This window comes from Gordonia sp. NPDC127522 (assembly GCF_042672305.1).
Lineage (GTDB): Bacteria > Actinomycetota > Actinomycetes > Mycobacteriales > Mycobacteriaceae > Gordonia > Gordonia hongkongensis.
This window is the reverse complement of the sequence record NZ_JBHXVK010000002.1, coordinates 375303-392621: the sequence shown is the minus strand read 5'-3', so window position 1 is coordinate 392621 and position 17319 is coordinate 375303. Positions and strand designations below refer to the sequence as shown.

The 17319-nt window shown below is 67.5% G+C and carries 14 protein-coding genes; 6 read left to right on the top strand and 8 right to left on the bottom strand.

Features of this window, described 5'->3' with window-relative positions; all coding sequences use genetic code 11:
• From ACFVHY_RS06065 to ACFVHY_RS06040, 6 genes are all read right to left on the bottom strand, one after another.
• On the bottom strand, positions 1–783 hold the full coding sequence (locus tag ACFVHY_RS06065) for a sulfite exporter TauE/SafE family protein (RefSeq protein WP_165629390.1): 783 nt from the start codon (positions 781–783) through the stop codon (positions 1–3).
• A 133-nt stretch (positions 784–916) separates the two neighbouring features.
• Positions 917–2023: an ABC transporter ATP-binding protein gene (locus ACFVHY_RS06060; RefSeq protein ID WP_058252812.1), complete on the bottom strand. Its 1107-nt coding sequence runs from the start codon at positions 2021–2023 to the stop codon at positions 917–919.
• Positions 2024–2130: 107 nt separating this feature from the next.
• Positions 2131–3018, bottom strand: a complete 888-nt coding sequence (locus ACFVHY_RS06055; RefSeq protein WP_390269648.1) for a carbohydrate ABC transporter permease — start codon at positions 3016–3018, stop codon at positions 2131–2133.
• Entirely contained in the window at positions 3018–3971 is a 954-nt protein-coding gene (locus ACFVHY_RS06050; RefSeq protein WP_390269645.1) for a carbohydrate ABC transporter permease, read from the bottom strand. The genes ACFVHY_RS06055 and ACFVHY_RS06050 overlap by 1 nt, the downstream gene beginning before the upstream one ends.
• A gap of 2 nt (positions 3972–3973) precedes the next feature.
• Positions 3974–5332 (bottom strand): ABC transporter substrate-binding protein, encoded by a 1359-nt coding sequence (locus ACFVHY_RS06045; protein ID WP_390269642.1) that lies wholly within the window; start codon positions 5330–5332, stop codon positions 3974–3976.
• A complete protein-coding gene (locus tag ACFVHY_RS06040) occupies positions 5329–6369 on the bottom strand; it encodes a sugar-binding transcriptional regulator (RefSeq protein ID WP_390269639.1) in 1041 nt (346 codons plus the stop codon). Before ACFVHY_RS06040 ends, ACFVHY_RS06045 begins: the two co-directional genes overlap by 4 nt.
• A gap of 150 nt (positions 6370–6519) precedes the next feature.
• Between ACFVHY_RS06040 and ACFVHY_RS06035 the strand changes: the two genes are divergently transcribed.
• From ACFVHY_RS06035 to ACFVHY_RS06020, 4 genes are all read left to right on the top strand, one after another.
• The gene (locus tag ACFVHY_RS06035; protein ID WP_390270349.1) at positions 6520–7578 is read left to right on the top strand and encodes an NAD(P)-dependent alcohol dehydrogenase; all 1059 of its coding nucleotides are present in this window, start codon (positions 6520–6522) and stop codon (positions 7576–7578) included.
• Complete coding sequence (locus ACFVHY_RS06030; protein ID WP_390269636.1) at positions 7575–9050, top strand: mannitol dehydrogenase family protein; 1476 nt, start codon at positions 7575–7577, stop codon at positions 9048–9050. Before ACFVHY_RS06035 ends, ACFVHY_RS06030 begins: the two co-directional genes overlap by 4 nt.
• A complete protein-coding gene (xylB, locus tag ACFVHY_RS06025) occupies positions 9047–10447 on the top strand; it encodes a xylulokinase (protein WP_390269633.1) in 1401 nt (466 codons plus the stop codon). The genes ACFVHY_RS06030 and xylB overlap by 4 nt, the downstream gene beginning before the upstream one ends.
• Positions 10448–10540: 93 nt before the next feature.
• The gene (locus tag ACFVHY_RS06020) at positions 10541–11335 is read left to right on the top strand and encodes a class I SAM-dependent methyltransferase (protein WP_390269630.1); all 795 of its coding nucleotides are present in this window, start codon (positions 10541–10543) and stop codon (positions 11333–11335) included.
• 235 nt (positions 11336–11570) lie between these two features.
• On the opposite strand, the gene ACFVHY_RS06015 is transcribed toward ACFVHY_RS06020, so the two are convergent.
• Positions 11571–12404: an aldo/keto reductase gene (locus tag ACFVHY_RS06015; protein ID WP_390269628.1), complete on the bottom strand. Its 834-nt coding sequence runs from the start codon at positions 12402–12404 to the stop codon at positions 11571–11573.
• Positions 12405–12519: 115 nt separating this feature from the next.
• Positions 12520–15951 carry a protein kinase gene (locus ACFVHY_RS06010; protein WP_390269625.1) on the bottom strand — a complete coding sequence of 1144 codons (3432 nt, stop codon included), beginning with the start codon at positions 15949–15951 and terminating at the stop codon, positions 12520–12522.
• Positions 15952–16168: 217 nt separating this feature from the next.
• Between ACFVHY_RS06010 and ACFVHY_RS06005 the strand changes: the two genes are divergently transcribed.
• Together ACFVHY_RS06005 and ACFVHY_RS06000 are read left to right on the top strand one after the other, a co-directional pair.
• The gene (locus ACFVHY_RS06005; RefSeq protein ID WP_058252822.1) at positions 16169–16372 is read left to right on the top strand and encodes a cold-shock protein; all 204 of its coding nucleotides are present in this window, start codon (positions 16169–16171) and stop codon (positions 16370–16372) included.
• A gap of 127 nt (positions 16373–16499) precedes the next feature.
• Positions 16500–17264 (top strand): oxygenase MpaB family protein, encoded by a 765-nt coding sequence (locus tag ACFVHY_RS06000; RefSeq protein WP_390269622.1) that lies wholly within the window; start codon positions 16500–16502, stop codon positions 17262–17264.
• Positions 17265–17319 lie beyond the last annotated feature (55 nt).

Below are 17319 nucleotides of genomic sequence, written 5' to 3'. Positions count from 1 at the left end.
TCACGCGAGCAGTCGCCAGAGGCCGATGAGCCCGACGACGACGATCACCCCGCGAAGCGCGCGGGGGGAGAGGCGCCGCCCGTACCTGGCGCCGAGGAAACCGCCGATGAGCGAGCCGACGGCGATGGCCGCCGCGGCCCACCAATCGATCCGGTCGAACGCGACCAGCGTGTACGTGACGGCGGCGACGACGTTGACCACCAGGGACAGCAGGTTCTTGGCCGCGTTCAGCCGTTGCAGGTGGTCCGGTACGACCACCCCCAGGATGCCCATCAAGAGGATGCCCTGCGCGGCGGTGAAGTAGCCGCCGTAGACACCGACGGCGAATGTCCCGAGGGTCATCGCCGCGATCCGCAGGGGACCGAGGTGCGATGGCGTGAGGTCTCCGCCGAGGGACGTGCGAGTGCCCACCCATCTCTGGATGTAGGGCTGCGCGACGACGAGGATCAGCGCGGCGACGAGCAGAATCGGGACCACGGTCTCGAACACCGTCTCCGGCAGATGGAGCAGAAGCCAGCAGCCGGCGATCGCGCCGGTGAACGACGCCGGAATCTGCCACCGGAGGCGCGGCCACTGGCCCTCGAGTTCACGCCGGTATCCCCACGTTCCGGACACCCCGCCGGCGACGAGGCCGATCGCGTTGGACATCGTCGCGGTGACGGGCGGGACGCCGAACGCGACCAGCGTCGGGAACGTGATGAGGGTTCCGCTGCCCACGAGGGCGTTGATCGCTCCCGCCCCGACGCCGGCGACGAGTACGACGACTAGTTCCCAGATGGTCACAGTCTCCGAGGGTGCCCTCCGAGATCTACAGCGGCTGCACCGGGGTGGTTTCGACAGGGCTCAACCAGCGGAGAACAGGGCTCGACCAGCGGAGAACCTCGCGTCGCGAGACGACGCCCAGTCGACGGGTCGATCAGTTGATCCGGTCTCCGGTGGACGGGTCGAAGAGGTGCACCGCACTGTCGGACTGGCGCAGGCGGATGCCCTCACCGCGCTTGGCCGGGGCCCGGTCGGCAGACCGCGCGACCATCACCATCGGATCGCCGTCGAGGTTGCGGACCGAGTCGTCGGCGAGGTTGGCGTAGATGTAGGTCTCGCTGCCGAGTTCCTCGAGGAGGGCGACGTCGGCGTTGAGTCCGGTGCCACCGTCGGACAACGCGAGGTGTTCCGGACGGATGCCCACGACCACGGACTCCAGACCGGAACGACGCAGCGCGGCCTGCGCTTCGGCGTCGATGTCCACGGCGGCGCCCGACACGGTGATCACACCGTCGACGACCGGCGCCACGAAGAGGTTCATCCCCGGCGAGCCGATGAACCCGGCGACGAATGCGTTGACCGGGCGGTCGTACAGTTCCGTCGGCGTGGAGAACTGCTGCAGCACACCGTTCTTGAGGACAGCGACACGATCCCCCATCGTCATCGCCTCGACCTGGTCGTGGGTGACATAGACGGTCGTGGTGCCCAGACGCCGCTGCAGGGCCGCGATCTGGGTACGGGTCTGGACGCGGAGTTTGGCGTCGAGGTTCGACAGCGGTTCGTCCATGCAGAAGACCTGCGGTTCGCGAACGATGGCCCGCCCCATGGCGACACGCTGCCGCTGGCCACCCGACAGCTTCGCCGGCTTGCGGTCGAGGAAGTCGGTCAGGTCGAGCAACCGCGCGGCCTCGGCGACCTTGCGCTTGCGCTCGTCGGCGGGCACGCCGCGCATCTTCAACGCGAAACCCATGTTCTCCCCGACGGTCTTGTTGGGGTACAGCGCGTAGTTCTGGAAGACCATCGCGATGTCGCGGTCCTTGGGCGCGACGCCGACCATGTTGTCGCCACCGATCCGGATCTGACCCGAGTCGATCTCTTCGAGCCCGGCGAGCATGCGCAGGGCGGTGGACTTGCCCGAGCCCGACGGTCCGACGAGGACCACGAACTCACCGTCGTCGATGTCCAGGTTCAGTGAGTCGACGGCGAGTTTGTCCGCGCCGGGGTAGACGCAGCAGGCCTTGTCGTAGGTGATGGAAGCCATGATGTTCTCCGGTTTCTACAAAGGTGTTGTGCGAGAGCGTGTCAGAGGGGAATGGATCACTTGATTGCGCCGCGCTGGGACCGGTGGCGCGGCACCGAACTGTGCTGTCACTTGATCGCGCCGAACGAGAGGCCGCGGACGAGCTTGTTCTGGGCGATCCAGCCGCAGATGACGACCGGCAGCGCGGCGAGCACGGATGCGGCGGACAGCTGCGCCCAGTACAGGCCCTGGCCGGACATGAAACCGGTCAGGAACACCGGCATCGTCTGCGCGTTGACCGCGGTCATGTTGACGGCGAAGAAGAACTCGTTCCACGAGAAGATCACGCAGATCAGTGCTGTCGCTGCGATTCCCGGCGAGATGAGCGGGAGGATCACTTCACGCACCGAGGTCCACAGGCTAGCGCCGTCGATGCTGGCGGCCTCGAGGAGTTCCCCGGGGACCTCGAGGAAGAACGACCGCATCATCCACACCGCGATCGGTAGGTTCATCGCGGTGTAGAGGATGACCAGCGTCCAGATGTTGTCGAGCATCCCGATCTCGCCGACGATCACATAGAGCGGGATGATTGCGGCGACGATCGGCAGCATCTTGGTGCTGATGAAGAAGAACAGCGCATCCTTGGTCTTGCGTACCGGGCGCAGCGACAGCGCGAACGCAGCCGGCACGCCGAGCAACAGCACCAGGATCGTCGACACGATCGTCGCGAACAAGGAATTCAACAGGGGCGTGGCGATTCCCGCGTCGAAGACGTCTCGGAACTGCTGCAGCGTGGGCTCGAAGAAGAAGGTCGGCGGGTTCGTCGCGGCGTCGCCCTCCTGCTTGAACGCCGTCAGCACCATCCAGAGCACCGGGAAGAAGAACCCGATGGCCAGGATCCAGGTGACGGCGGTGAGGGCTGCCTGGCGCGGTTGTCGCCGACGGCGGATCTCGGTGCCGGACTGCTCGTCTGCCTGCCCGGCCGGCGTGCGGTCGGAGCGAATGTCGGTGGTCATCAGGCCGGCTCCTCTGTTCCGGAGAATGATTTGAAGATCAGTCGCAGGGCGAGCGTGGCGACGACGATCGTGCCGATCACCGTCACGACACCCATCGCCGCGGCCTGGCCGATGTCGAAGCCGAGGAACGCGCGCTGGTAGATGTAGTACGACAGATTCGAACTGGAGACTCCCGGACCACCGGAGGTCATCATGTACACCGCGTCGAAGGTGTTCACCAGGTAGATGGCCCCGAGCACCGCACCGAGTTCGATGAACCGGCGCAGATGCGGGAGGGTGAGTTCCCGGAAGAGCCGGAAGCTCGTGGCGCCGTCGACGCGTGCCGCTTCCTGGATGTCACGGGGCATCGATTGCAGGCCCGCGAGGATCAGCAGCATCATGAACGGCGTCCACTGCCAGACCAATTCGGCCATCACGCTCATCAGCGGGAACTCCGACAGCCAGTCGGTCTCGATACCGAACGGACTCAGAGCCCAGTTGACGAGTCCGTTGGTCGGCGAGAGCAAGCTCGTCTTCCACAGCAGCGCAGCCGCCACCGGGGTCACCAGGAACGGCGTGATGAGCAGTGTCCGAACCACGCCTCGGCCCAGGAACTTCCGGTCGAGCAGAAGGGCGAACATCAGACCGAGGAGCACCGAGATGAGCACCGTGCCGACGATCAGCAGGATCGTGTTGACCGTCACCCGCCAGAACTGACTGTCGCCGAAGACCGCGACATAGTTGTCGAGACCGACGAACGCACGCGAATCCGGACGCACCAGGTTCCAGGACTGGGTGGAGTAGTACAACGTGAACACGAACGGGATCTGCGTGACCACGATCAAGAAGATCAGGGCCGGCAGGAGCGGGCCGCGACGCCGCCAGCCCTCGGCGCGCGTGACGCGATCACGCGAGGACGTCAGCGGCGCCTTCGGCGTCGTGTCGGGTGGTGGAGTGGAGACTGCGGTGGCCATGATCACTGCTCCCTCTGGTAGGACTTGCCGACGACCTGGGCGTACTCCTGTGCCTGGGCGAGCGCGTCGTCGACGCTGATCTGACCGGCGATGGCTGCCGAGATCTGTTGACTCACCCGGGTTCCGAGGTCCTGGAACTCCGGGATCGCGAGGAACTGGACGCCGGTGTAGGGCACCGGCTCGAGGGTCGGCTTCAACTGGTTCGCGGCGCGCATCGCGCTCAGTGTCTGCTCGGCGAACGGCGCGGCGAGTTCCTTGTAGGCCGGCAGTTCATACGTGGACAGGCGGCTGCCCGGTGGGACGTGACTGGGCCCCAGGGTCTCCGAGACGTACTCGATGTAGCTCTTGCTGGTCATCCACCGGATGAACTTCCACGCCTCGTCCTGGTGCTCGCTGCTGGTGGGGATGCCCAGCGACCAGGTGTACAGCCAGCCGTTGTCTCCCTTGGCCATACTGGGCGCCGGCAGGTAGCCGACGTCCCCGGCGATCGACGAGGTGTCCGGGCTCTCGAGCACCGACACCGCCGAGGTCGCGTCGTACCACATCGCGACCTGGCCCTGCGACAACAGGTTTCCGCACTCCTGGAAGCCCGACGACGCGGCGCCGGCCTCGCCGTGGTTCCGGACGGTGTCGACGTAGAACTTCACCGCCGCGGCGACCTCCGGACTGTTGAGCTGCGCGTTCCAGTCCTCGTCGTACCAGCGGCCGCCGAAGGCGTTGATCACCGTGTTGAGCGGGGCGAGCACCTCACCCCAGCCGGGCTTGCCGCGCAGGCAGATGCCCGCGGTGCGCTCGTTGTCGAGCTTGGCCGCCGCCTCCGCGACCTGGGGCCACGTCGGCTGGGCCGGCAACGACACCCCCGCCTCGGCGAAGAGCTTCTTGTTGTACATCAGGAACGACGACTCGCCGTAGAAGGGTGCCGAGTACATCGAACCGTCGTGAGAGAGAGCCGTTTTCAGCGTCGGGATGAAGTCGTCGGCGTCGTACTCGGGATCGGCATCCATGTACGGGGTCAGATTCACGAGCCAGCCGTACTCGCCCCACATCGGGGTCTCGTAGTTGCTGATCATCACGACGTCGAACTCACCGCCGCCGGTGGCCACCGATGCGGTGATCTTGGCCCGCGCCTCGTTCTCGGAGAGGGTCACGAATCGCACCGTGACGCCGGGATTCTGCTCCTCGAACTGCGTGGACAGCTTGACCGCGTCCTGCATCTGCGAGTTGGAGACCATCGCGACGGTGATCTCACGACCACCGCCGCCGGTGAGTGAACCGGCGCCGGAACAACCGGTGAGCACCAGCGTCACGGTCGCGATGATCGCACCCAGCGCCCATCGCACTCGGTGTCGGGAGAACATCATTGTTCGCCTTTCTCTTGCACCACAAGCCATTCGGCGGTGGCGAGGTCGGTGACGAGAATGGTGGCGTAGCCACCGCGCAGTGCACCGAGGATGGATTCGCGACGGTGTGTGCCACCGGACACGAGGATCGATGTCGGGCAGGCCCGTACCGCGTCGAGGGACACCGAGACGGTCCGATCGACGAGACTGGAGGGCACCGCGGCGCCGTGCGCGTCGTAGAAGCGTCCGCCGATCTCTCCGACCGCGCCGAGTTCCAGGAGCTCGTCGAGGACGACGGCATCGATGAACGATCCCTCGAACAATGTGGTCGACGTCGACACCGACCCGACGCCGAAGAGCATCACCTGCGCACCGCGTGCCGCCGAGAGCGCTTGCGACAGAATCGAATCACGGTTCACGGCGGTGACCGTCTCCGGGTCGACATAGAGCGGTGCGACCAGCCGCAGCGGACGGGCATGAAGACGTTCGGAGAACCGGGACAGTGCATGGTCGACGCCGGTGTGGTACTCCACCGAGGTCATCGAGCCGTCCATCTGCACGACCCGCTGACACGACGCCGATGCGGCCATGGCGTCGGCGACAGCCACCTGCTCCGGCCCCCAGGTGAATCCGAAGGTGTCGGTCGCCTGGATGCGGCGGGTGAGCACCGAGGCCCCGGCGCGGCCGAGCGCGGCGTTGCCGGTGGTGGTGCCGTCGGCCACCTCGTCGATGATGAGCACCTCGTCGAGACCCAGGGTCTCTTCCACCGCGCGTTCGAGATCGGTATGGATCGAGGCCGAGAGGTGCGCCGGCGCAGCCACGGACACGCGGACGAGGCCTTGCGCCCGGGCTCGCGCCACCAGCCGACCGGCGGTCGGCCGCGAGACGCCCAGGCGTGATGCGATCTCGGCCTGGGTGAGCCCCTCGAGGTGGTACATCGTCGCGGCGCGGACGAGAAGACGCAGGTCCTGGCCGGAGTCGGGAGTTCCGCGCGAGGCCGCGCGGACTGTCGAGACGGACGGCTCGCCGTCGTCGCTCGTCGACTTCCGAGGTGCCATGGTCGCGTGCCCCGTCCCTGTCGTCGCCGTCGCTCGTTGAGCCAACGACGGTGAGCATCTGCTCACTGGCGGTCAATGTGCTCAATAAGCTAGCATCCGAGTGTGACCCACGCAACAGCCGATCGCCCCATAGCGGACGTTCCCGACGCGATGCGCGCCGCCGTCCTGCATCCCGATCTCTCGGTGACCACCGAAAGTCGCAGGTCGCCGGACCCGGAGCCCGGTGACGTCACGGTGGCCGTGCGCGCGGTGGGGGTCTGCGGGTCCGACACCCACTACTTTCGTCACGGACGGATCGGCGAGTACGTGGTCCGCGAACCGCTCGTCCTCGGTCACGAGGCGGCCGGGGTCGTCGTCGCCGTCGGGGAAGGGGTGGACCCGGGCCGGGTCGGCGAGCGGGTGTCCATCGAACCGCAGCGTCCCGACCCGACCACAGCGGAGAGCAGACGCGGTGACTACCACCTGTGCCCACACATGCGGTTCTACGCGACGCCTCCGGTGGACGGCGCCTTCGCCGAATTCGTGACCATCGGAGCCGATTTCGCCCATCCCGTGCCACCCGAGGTCTCCGACGAGGCCGCCGCCCTGTTCGAGCCGCTCTCCGTGGGCATCGCCGCAATGCGCAAAGCCGAGGTGTCGGTGGGCGGCTCGGTCCTGATCGCCGGCGCGGGTCCGATCGGCCTGATGGTGGCGCAGGTCGCCCGGGCGTCCGGTCTCGCGCGCATCGTCGTCAGTGAGCCCGATGAGCAGCGACGTTCTCGCGCACTCGAATTCGGTGCCACCACGGTGATCGAGCCCGGAACCGGGAGCGAACCCGTCGACGCCTTCGTCGATGCCAGCGGTGTCGCGGGTGCGGTCCGGGATGGACTGGCCCGAGTGCGTCCCGGCGGGCGTGTCGTCCTCGTCGGGATGGGCGCCGACTCGATGGAACTGCCGGTGTCGCTCATCCAGAACCGCGAACTGGTGCTGACCGGGGTGTTCCGCTATGCCAACACCTGGCCGACGGCCCTCGCGCTGGTCCGGTCCGGCGCCGTCGATCTCGACGCCATGGTCACCGCCAGGTTCGGACTCGACCAACTCGCCGACGCGCTCGACTCCGATCGCGCGCCCGGCACCATCAAAGCCGTGGTCTACCCGTCTGTTTCGAGATACCAGCCCGGGACCGGCGCCGATACCGCCCCGAACGAGACGGAAGGAACTCGTCGATGAGCACACCCCTGAACAACGATACGATGTCGGGCCTCGCCGGCGTGGCGGTCCCCATTTACGACCGTTCGGGCGTCACCCCCGGGATCGTGCACTTCGGTGTGGGTGCGTTCCACCGTGCACACCAGGCGATGTACCTCGACCGTCTCCTCGCGACCGACGCGTCGACGAGCGAGTGGGGCATCTGCGGGGTCGGCGTCCGTACGGCCGACGCCGCGATGCGCGACGCCCTGGGGCCGCAGGACGGACTGTTCACACTCACCCTCAAACACCCCGACGGCGCCGTCGAGACCTCGGTGATCGGATCGATCGTCGAATACCTCTACGCTCCTGACGATCCCGAGAAGGTCATCGAGCGGCTCAGCGACCCGGCGACACGCATCGTCTCGCTGACGGTGACCGAGGGCGGCTACAACTTCTCACCGTCGACCGGCGAGTTCGACGCCACGAACCCGGACATCGTCGCCGACCTCGAGGCCAGTGCGCCGCCGCGCACCGTCTTCGGACTGGTGACCGAGGCACTCGCGCGGCGCCGGAACCGCGGTGTCCCGTCGTTCACGGTCATGTCGTGCGACAACATCCAGGGCAACGGACACATGGCACGCTCGACCTTTCTCGCCTATGCGCAGCTGCGCGATCCAGAACTGGCCGCGTGGATCGAGACCAACACGCGGTTCCCGAACTCGATGGTGGACCGCATCACCCCCGCGACCCCGCCCGGACTGGCCGCCGAGGTCGCTGATCGCACCGGTGTCGACGACAATTGGCCGGTGGTCGCCGAGCCCTTCACGCAGTGGGTGCTCGAGGACGAGTTCTCGATGGGACGCCCCGCACTGGAGCAGGTGGGAGTCCAGGTCGTCGACGACGTCACCCCGTACGAGCTCATGAAGTTGCGACTGCTCAACGCCGGTCACCAGGCGCTGTGCTACTTCGGATATCTGCTCGGGTTCCGCTACGTCCACGACGCGGCGTCCGACTCGGACATCCAGAATCTGTTGCACCGCTACATGACCGAAGAAGGATCCACCACCCTCCGTCCACTTCCCGGCGTCGACGTCGAGGAGTACATCGACACCCTCCTCGAACGTTTCGCCAACCCGGCGATCGGTGACACCATCGCGCGCCTCTGCCAGGACTCCTCCGACCGCATCCCGAAGTGGCTGGTCCCGGTGATCCGCGAGCGCCTCGAACAGGGCCGGCGAAGCGACCTCGCCGCTGCGGTCGTGGCGAGCTGGACCCGCTACGCCGAGGGTACCGACGAGGCGGGGGAACCGATCGACGTCGTCGACCCGCTTGCGGCCGAACTCGTTCCGCGAGCGCAACGGTCCCGCACCGACCCGCTGGCCTTCGTCGCCGACCCCGAGTTGTTCGGTACCCTCGCGCAGGATCCGCTGTTCACCACTCCGTATCTGTCGGCGCTGGAGTCGTTGCGCAGCAAGGGAGCCCGCGCGACGCTGATCGACCTGCTCGCATGACGACGCTGGTCGCCGGGATCGATTCGTCGACCCAGTCATGCAAGGTGGTCGTCTGTGACGCCGACACCGGGCAGGTGGTGCGCACCGGACACGCTCCGCACCCCGCCGGTACGGAGGTGCACCCGGATCACTGGTGGGACGCACTGTGCTCTGCGGTCGCCGCCGCGGACGGCTTCGACGACGTCTCCGCGGTGTCCGTGGCGGGCCAGCAGCACGGCATGGTCTGTCTGGACGGGAACGGCCGGGTGGTCCGGGAAGCGTTGCTGTGGAACGACACCCGTTCCGCACCGAGCGCTGCTGCTCTCGTCGACGAGTTCGGCGGGTCCGAGCAGTGGGCGCGCTCGGTCGGGGTGGTGCCGGTGGCTTCCATCACCGCGACCAAACTCCGCTGGCTGGCCGACCACGAAGCGGCGCACGCCGACGCCACGGCTGCGATCTGTCTTCCGCACGATTGGCTGACCTGGCGACTGCGCGACAGTCGCGACCTCGCCGAGTTGACGACCGACCGCAGCGACGCCTCCGGCACCGGCTATTTCAGCGCGGCAACCGGCGAGTACCGAACCGATCTGCTCGAAGCCGCGTTCCGCGGCCGTCGACCGCTTCTGCCCCGGGTCCTCGGCCCCGCGGAACGGGCCGGCGTCACGCCGACCGGCGTCGTCGTGGGCGCCGGGGCGGGCGACAACGCCGCAGCCGCACTGGGACTGCACGCGGGCCCCGGGGATGCCGTTGTCTCCCTGGGTACGTCGGGCGTGGTCAGCGCCGTCGGCGACGTGGCGCCGAATGATCCGTCGGGTCTGGTGGCCGGGTTCGCGGACGCGACCGGGCGTCACCTGCCACTGGTCTGCACACTGAACGGCGCCCCGGTGCTGGCGTCGACCGCGTCGATGCTCGGCGTGGACCTGGCCGAGTTCGCGCGGTTGGCCATGTCGGCTGAGCCCGGCGCGGGTGGCGTCACGATGGTGCCCTACTTCGCCGGCGAGCGCTCGCCGAACCTCCCTGACGCGACCGGCACGCTGACGGGGCTGACCGCGGCCAACTTCACCCCGGCCGCGATCGCCCGCGCGGCCGTCGAGGGCCTGGTCTCGTCGCTGGTGTTCTGCCGGGAACGGATCGAGCGGCAGGGCATCGACGTCGAGCGCGTGCTGCTCACCGGCGGTGGCGCGAAGTCGGCTGCGGTGCGTCACATCGCACCGGGTCTGTTCGGCGGCGAGGTCGTCGTCCCCGCCGACGGCGAACACGTGGCGCTCGGTGCGGCGCGACAGGCCGCGTGGGCCCTGACCGGTGAACTGCCCGCGTGGGAGACATCGACCCAGACGCTCACCGGGACGCCCACGCCCGAGGTGTACGCGCACTACCGGGAGGCCTCGCTCATGGTGGAACGCGCGGCGGGGCGGTAGGACTGCGGCGGCCCGGATACGCCGAACGTCCGGCGACCGTGCGCGCTTGCCGGGACAATGGCCCGGGGTCGGTACACAACCGAGGAGTGAGCGATGGTCGATTGGGACGGTGACCGGTACGCGGACGTGAGCGCCTTGCAGCGCATGGTCGCCGAGGAGTCGATCGGCGACCTCGAACTCGCCGGGACCGAACGCCTGCTGGACATCGGGTGCGGCGACGGCTTCATCACGATGCTGCTCGCCGACCGGCTGCCGTCGGGCTCGGTCGTCGGCGTCGACGCCTCGCGCCGGATGATCGAACGCGCGCTCGTGCGGGTCCCGGCGGACCTGTTGCGCGTCCAGTTCCACGTCGACGACGTGCTTGCCCTGCCCTTCGACGACGACTTCGACATCGCCGTGTCGTTCAACGCGCTGCACTGGGTGCACGACCAAGGGGCGGCGCTGCAAGGAATCGCGCGCAGTCTCGTCGACGGCGGTCGGGCGGTGCTTCAGATGGTGTGCGCCACCGAGAGACCGAGTATCGAGGACGTGGCGATGGAGGTCGCGGCGCAACCGGAGCGCAAACGCTACTTCGACGGCTTCGACGCGCCCTACGTCCATGTGGAACCGTCGCGGTTCGAGGAACTCGCCACCGACGCCGGTTTCATCGTGGACGACCTGACGGTGAAGGATCTGAACTGGCAGTTCGATTCGGTCGACGACTTCCGGGCATGGTTCGCGGTCGGGGCGTCGGATTGGACGAGCCGCCTACCGGACAGTGCGGTCGACGACTTCGTCGACACGGTCATCGACCGCTACACCGACGTCGTCGGCGAACCCGCACTGTTCCGGTTCAGCCAGCTTCGCGCCTCGTTGTCGAAACGCGCTCGCCTCGAGAACCTTTCCTGACCTTCCGGGCACCCCCGTCCCCTGATCCGAGAGAACGACAGCCCCAATGGCCCGTCCCGCTCCCTGAGGAGCGCCCGGAGCCTGCGGAGGGCGCGTCACGAAGGGTCTGCCGCGCATCTCACCAGGACCCTTCGTGACGCTCGCAAGCTCGCTCCTCAGGGAGCAAGAGGGGTCGCAAGCTCGCACCTCAAGATGTCACCGCTCGCACCTCAGGGGAGCACAGCCAACGGGCGAATCACTCCGGCACGTAGTTGAACGTGTCCGGATCGGGCCCGATGCGCTCGTCGTTGTTGAGGCGGTCGATCTTGGCGACCTCGTCGTCGGACAGTTCGAAGTCGAACAGTGCGAAATTCTCCTCGACGCGCGAGCGGGTCACCGACTTCGGGAAGACGATGTCTCCGCGCTGGATGTGCCACCGCAGGGTGACCTGCGCGGGCGAGCGGTCCTTGGACTTGGCGATCTCGGTGATGACCGGGTCGTCGGTCACCTTGCCCTGGGCGATCGGGGACCATGCCTCGGTCGCGATGCCGTGCTCGGAGTTGAACGCGCGCAACGGGTTCTGCGACAGATACGGGTGCACCTCGATCTGGTTCACCGCGGGTACCACGTCGGTCTCGTCGAAGAGACGCTGTAGATGCGCCTGCTGGAAATTCGACACGCCGATCGCGCGCGCCTTGCCGTCGGCGTAGGCCTTCTCGAGCGCCTTCCAGGTCTGGACGTAATCGCCCACCTCGGGCAGTGGCCAGTGGATCAGGAAGAGGTCGATCTGCTCGACGCCGAGGTCGGCGAGGGTTCCGTCGAGCGCCTTCAGGGCGTCGTCGTAATCGTGGAAGCCGTTGTTCAGCTTGCTGGTGATGAAGATGTCGTCGCGCGGAATGCCCGAATCGCGGACCGCTTCGCCGACGCCCTTCTCGTTGCCGTACATCTCCGCGGTGTCGATGTGGCGGTATCCGACCTCGAATGCGGTCAGAGTTGCTTCACGCGTGTCCTCCGGCGGAACCTGGAAGACTCCGAAACCCAACTGCGGGATGGTGATTCCGTTGTTCAGTGTGATGTTCGGGACTGCCATGAGCACTTGTCCTCTCTCTAGGGGTCGTCTACACCTGCCCCGCACCCGCGCGGCGGGCGGTGTGGGGCCACGTTGTGGTTCAAGGCCGCCGGCCCGCCCTGGTATTCCCGGCCGGTCACGAACGGGTGCCGCCGTCGCCGAGCAACCGGTCGAGGAAATCCGGCGACAACGCTGCCGGAGCGGGACGGTCACCGGCACGAACACCGCGGGCGACGTCGTCGACGAGCCGGGTGAACTCGTCGCCGCCATCCAGCGGAAACCGAACCATGCCCGACGCTGCGCACTGCGCCAGGACAGCCAGGGTGTGTGCGCGTGCCTCCTGCGTCCGCCCGGCCGCAGCGAGACACACCGCCAGTAGTCGTCGCGCCCGCAGAAACGCCCGGTGGCGGCCACTGCCGGCCAACCGGTCCACCCACTCCTGCGCCCACCGACAGGCGACGTCAGGGGCTTCGGCGGACTCGCCGGCGTCGAGCATCAACCGGATCGCGGTCTCGGCATGGAGTTGCGCGACGATCGCCGCGATGCCGCGTGTCGGCACCTCGGCGCCGGCATCGACGCGCGCAGACACCCTACGACGAGCCGGGAGGTGCCTCATCACCTGCTCGTTCTCGGCGACAGCACGCAGCCGTGGGGTGTCGAGCCGCTCGGCGATGTCCACGGCTTCGTCGAGGTAGGACGCCGCGACCGCCCGGTCACCGTGGCACAACGCCACACGCGCCCCGACGAGGTGGCGAGCCTCGATCATGTCGACGACGCCTTCGGCGGCCCCGATGAAGAAGCTCTCGTCGAGCAGTCGTTCGGCCTCGGACAGATCACCTCGCTCGTACCGGACCGCCGCGAGAAGAGCGCTGGCGAGCTGCGCACCCTGCGACTGGGTCGACGAACCCTGCTCGCGCGACAACCGGAGTCCCGTACGGAAACATGCTTCGGCACGGTCGAGGTCGAGTTGCTCGACGTAGGCGAGCCCGTCGAGGCCGTAACCGTACATGACCGCATACGGACCGGTGTTGCGTCGGTGTGCCGGGATCGCGCGTTGTTGCCAGCGGTGAGCCTCGTCGAAGTCGAATCGCAAGGTGGCGCTGAGGGTCCCGACATTGTGGATGGCCGACACGAGGAACGGCGACAACCCGTCGAGGTCGTCGGCCAGGCGCGCCACCAGTTCGTCGAGCCCGTCGAGCCGGTCGGAGATGGCGCGCACGCACGCCTCGGCGATGTCGGCCTCACGCCGAATCCCCAGCGCAACATCGGACCTCGCCACTCGCTCGAGTGCGACCCGCGCCCGTTCGAGGGAGGCTTCGGCGAGCGCGGCGCGGTGCAGGAGGAGGTTCGCCCACGCGAGTTGCATCTGCAGGATCGGGTTGGCCGCCACCGTCACGGGTGGCAACTTCTCCATCAACGTGATCAGGGTGGTCATTCGCGAGTGTTCGATGAGTGACCGGCCGTCGGTCTCGACGAGTTCGATGGCGCGGTCCGCGTCACCGGCGGCGAGCGCATGGTCGACCGCCTCGGTCAGCATTCCGTGCCCCGCGAACCACTCCGACGCCCTGCGGTGCAATTGCGGAATGAGTTGCGGCTCATCGCGTTCCAGCCTGCGCCGGAGAAACTCGGCGAACAGGGAGTGGAACCGGAACCACTCCCCGGCCTGATCGACCCGGGTGAGGAACAGGTCACGGAGCTCGATCTCCTCGAGCATGGCCTGGCCTCGCGCCTCGCCGCTCAGCGTGGTCGCGAGATCGGCGCAGATCCGTTCCGGCAGCGAGACGGTGAGCAGGAAATGCAGGACCTCCGGTTCCAGCACGCCCAGGACGTTCTCGGCGAGGAAGTCACCGATGGCATGGTGCCGGCCGGAGATGTCGCCGATCAGCTCGCCGGGATGCCCGGATCGGCGCAGCGACACACACGCCAGTTGCAGCGCCGCGACCCAACCGTCGGTCGATGACCACAGTTCGGCGACCTCGTCGCCCCGCAGGTCCAGACCGGCGACGTCAAGGAGGAATCGCCCGGCTTCCGCCTCGTCGAAACACAGTGCGTCCATGTCGATCTCGATGATCTCGTCGTGGACGTGCAGACGACTGACCGGGAGGCCTCGCCGGGTTCGGCTGGTCACGATCACCTGCAGGTGATGACAACCGTGTTCGAGCAGATAGTCCATCACCCCGATGACCGCCGGGTCCGTCACCCGGTGCCAGTCGTCGACGATGAGCGCGATGCGCCGGCCGTGCGCGTGGACCTCGTTGATCAGCGACGTCAGCACGTACTCCTCGGCACGATCGCCGTGCTCCTCGACTGCCGCCGCGAGGTCGCCGACGGTGTCCGGGGCCGCCCGGCGCAGTGCCTCGACGAGGTCGGCGAGAAACCGTGCGACGTCGTTGTCGGTGTCGTCGACCGTCAGCCACGCCACCGGTACGCCGTCGACGGCGAGCTCCTCGGCCCACTGGGCCGCGACCGTGGTCTTCCCGTAGCCGGTGGGTGCGTGGATGAGCGTGAGACGGCGCAGCTTCCCGTCGCGCAGTGTCTTCAGGAGTCGGGTCCTGGTGACCTGCGCCCGAGGCCGGACGGGTGGGCGGAACTTCGTCGACGGCATGGGCAGCGTCATCGTCGTCCGCCGCCGCCGCCGCGTCGTCGAGGTGGCAGGCTCCGAGGACCCGTCCGGCAGCGCCATCCCGTCGAGTGGCACCCCGAGCCGCCGCTGCGCGTTCCGCAGTTCCTCGCCCAGCTCTGCCGCCGACCCGGGGCGGTCCGCGGGTTCGCGCGCCATCGCATGTTCGATGCAGCCGGACACCTCCGCGGGGAATCCGGCCGACGTGAGATCGGGAACTCCTTCGCTCGCGACGCGGAGGAAGTGCGCGACCACTTGCTCCCCGCTGCGCCTTTCGAACGCCGCGTGGCCGGTCAGCGCACAGAACAGGGTCGCGCCCAGCCCATAGACGTCGGAGGTCACCGACGGCGTCGCACCGGCGAGGAGTTCGGGGGCGGTGAAGGCGGGCGAACCGGTGACCAGATCGGCGTCGGTCTCGAAGCCGCCGGAGATACGGGCGATGCCGAAGTCGGTCAACTGGGGTTCGCCGTATTCGGTGAGCAGGATGTTCCCCGGCTTGATGTCGCGGTGCAGTGTGCCCGCCCGGTGGGCCGTCTCGAGCGCACCGGCCACCTTGATGCCGAGCCGGAGCACGTCGCGCCAGTCGAGCGGACCGTCCCTGCGGATGCGCAGGTCCAACGACGCGTGGGGGTGGTATTGCATCACGATGAACGGAAAGCCCTCGGGCGTGGACCCGACCTCGAGGATGTTGACGATGTTCGGGTGCCCGGAGAGTCGTCCCATCGCACGCTGCTCACGCACGAACCGCTCGAGGTTCTGCGCGTCGAGGTGGTCGGTCAGCACCTTGACCGCGACATCGCGGTCCAATGCGGGCTGGCGGCAGCGATATACGGCACCGTAGCCACCACGACCGATCTCGACCGGATCGGCGAAACCTGCTTCCACCAGTTCACCGGCGACGTCGCGGACGGCATCGCGTTGTGTGGTCAGCGGATCGTTCTCGGCCATGACGTGCCTCGATCGCAGGTCGATCGCGTGGTGCCCTGTCCAGCCTACTCACGCAGACCCCGAACACCCGGGTTTCGTTCTCGAACGGGGTACCCGCGCAGCGGACCGCCCACACCGATTGCGCCCTGCGTTTCCCAACGGTCCTCATCTGTGACAGAGTTGACGGGCGGCCATCGGTCTTGGTGGTTGCGCACACTGAAGAAAGAAGTACAGCAGTATGGCACAGGGAACCGTCAAGTGGTTCAACGGCGAAAAGGGCTTCGGCTTCATCGCTCCCGACGACCAGGGCGCAGATGTCTTCGTCCACTACTCCTCGATCCAAGGTAGCGGCTTCCGCAACCTCGAAGAGAACCAGCGCGTCGAATTCGACGTCGAGCAGGGTGCCAAGGGCCCCCAGGCTACCAACGTCAGCGCGCTCTGAGCTCCTGACTTTCGCGAAACGCCCCGGACGGCCACTCGGTCGGATGGGGCGTTTCGTCGTCTCCGGACCGAACATGATCTGATAACGTTCGTATTCAGATGATGTCGCGATGCGGACGGAGCCGGCCATGCTCGACGAGAATTCGCTGCTGTGGCGCTATGTGGGTGATCGCCGGTTCGTGATGTCCATCTGCCGGGCCGTCTCATTGCAGATGCTGCACCCGGCGATAGCGTCGGCCACCCATGAGTTCTCGGTAGTCCGGAGTCGGGTCTTCGTCCACAAACGTCGGACCACGCCGTGCGTCATCCGGTCGGCCTACGAGGCAGATTTCGACGCCGTGCGTCGAATCCGCTACTCCCACGACGAGTTTCATGGTCGACGCCCCGACGGCAGGCGCTACCACGCACTCAATCCCGAGGTCTTCCTCTTCGAACACGCCACCTACGTCGACGCGCTGTTCACCTGTGTCGACGTCTTCTTCGGGGGACTCGAACCCGACGACCGCGAGCGCTTGTACGCCGAGACGCGCGAATGGTATCGGCGATACGGCATCTCCGCGCGTGCGCTGCCCGCCACGCTCCGCGACTTCGACGACTACTTCGCCGATGCGCTCGCCACCGAACTCGATCCCGACCCGGGCCTCGAGCTGTACCGGGATCAACTGCTCCGCCCCGACTACTGGTACTTCCGCGCACTCCCGACGCCCGCCGTGCGAGCGATCCAGCACCCGGTGGCCGCCCGGCATCTGGGTCTGACGCCGTCGCGGTCCGATCGACGCAGTCTCGCGCGCACCGCATCGATGATGAGAGCTGTCGACACACTCGCTCCGGCCGGCAACATCTGGCCGGGCGAGGTACGCACGAAAGTCCTCGCGGCGCGTCGGTCGTCCTGACGAAAACCACCCCCCTCGGTGTAGTCCACGTCACAATTAGGCGGGGCAGGACCCC

Coding starts and splice junctions, on each gene's coding strand:
- ACFVHY_RS06060 (WP_058252812.1), bottom strand. CDS start 2,023: ATGGCTTCCATCACCTACGACAAGGCCTGCTGCGTCTACCCCGGCGCG.
- ACFVHY_RS06055 (WP_390269648.1), bottom strand. CDS start 3,018: ATGACCACCGACATTCGCTCCGACCGCACGCCGGCCGGGCAGGCAGAC.
- ACFVHY_RS06050 (WP_390269645.1), bottom strand. CDS start 3,971: ATGGCCACCGCAGTCTCCACTCCACCACCCGACACGACGCCGAAGGCG.
- ACFVHY_RS06045 (WP_390269642.1), bottom strand. CDS start 5,332: ATGATGTTCTCCCGACACCGAGTGCGATGGGCGCTGGGTGCGATCATC.
- ACFVHY_RS06040 (WP_390269639.1), bottom strand. CDS start 6,369: ATGGCACCTCGGAAGTCGACGAGCGACGACGGCGAGCCGTCCGTCTCG.
- ACFVHY_RS06035 (WP_390270349.1), top strand. CDS start 6,520: ATGCGCGCCGCCGTCCTGCATCCCGATCTCTCGGTGACCACCGAAAGT.
- ACFVHY_RS06030 (WP_390269636.1), top strand. CDS start 7,575: ATGAGCACACCCCTGAACAACGATACGATGTCGGGCCTCGCCGGCGTG.
- xylB (WP_390269633.1), top strand. CDS start 9,047: ATGACGACGCTGGTCGCCGGGATCGATTCGTCGACCCAGTCATGCAAG.
- ACFVHY_RS06020 (WP_390269630.1), top strand. CDS start 10,541: ATGGTCGATTGGGACGGTGACCGGTACGCGGACGTGAGCGCCTTGCAG.
- ACFVHY_RS06015 (WP_390269628.1), bottom strand. CDS start 12,404: ATGGCAGTCCCGAACATCACACTGAACAACGGAATCACCATCCCGCAG.
- ACFVHY_RS06010 (WP_390269625.1), bottom strand. CDS start 15,951: ATGGCCGAGAACGATCCGCTGACCACACAACGCGATGCCGTCCGCGAC.
- ACFVHY_RS06005 (WP_058252822.1), top strand. CDS start 16,169: ATGGCACAGGGAACCGTCAAGTGGTTCAACGGCGAAAAGGGCTTCGGC.
- ACFVHY_RS06000 (WP_390269622.1), top strand. CDS start 16,500: ATGCTCGACGAGAATTCGCTGCTGTGGCGCTATGTGGGTGATCGCCGG.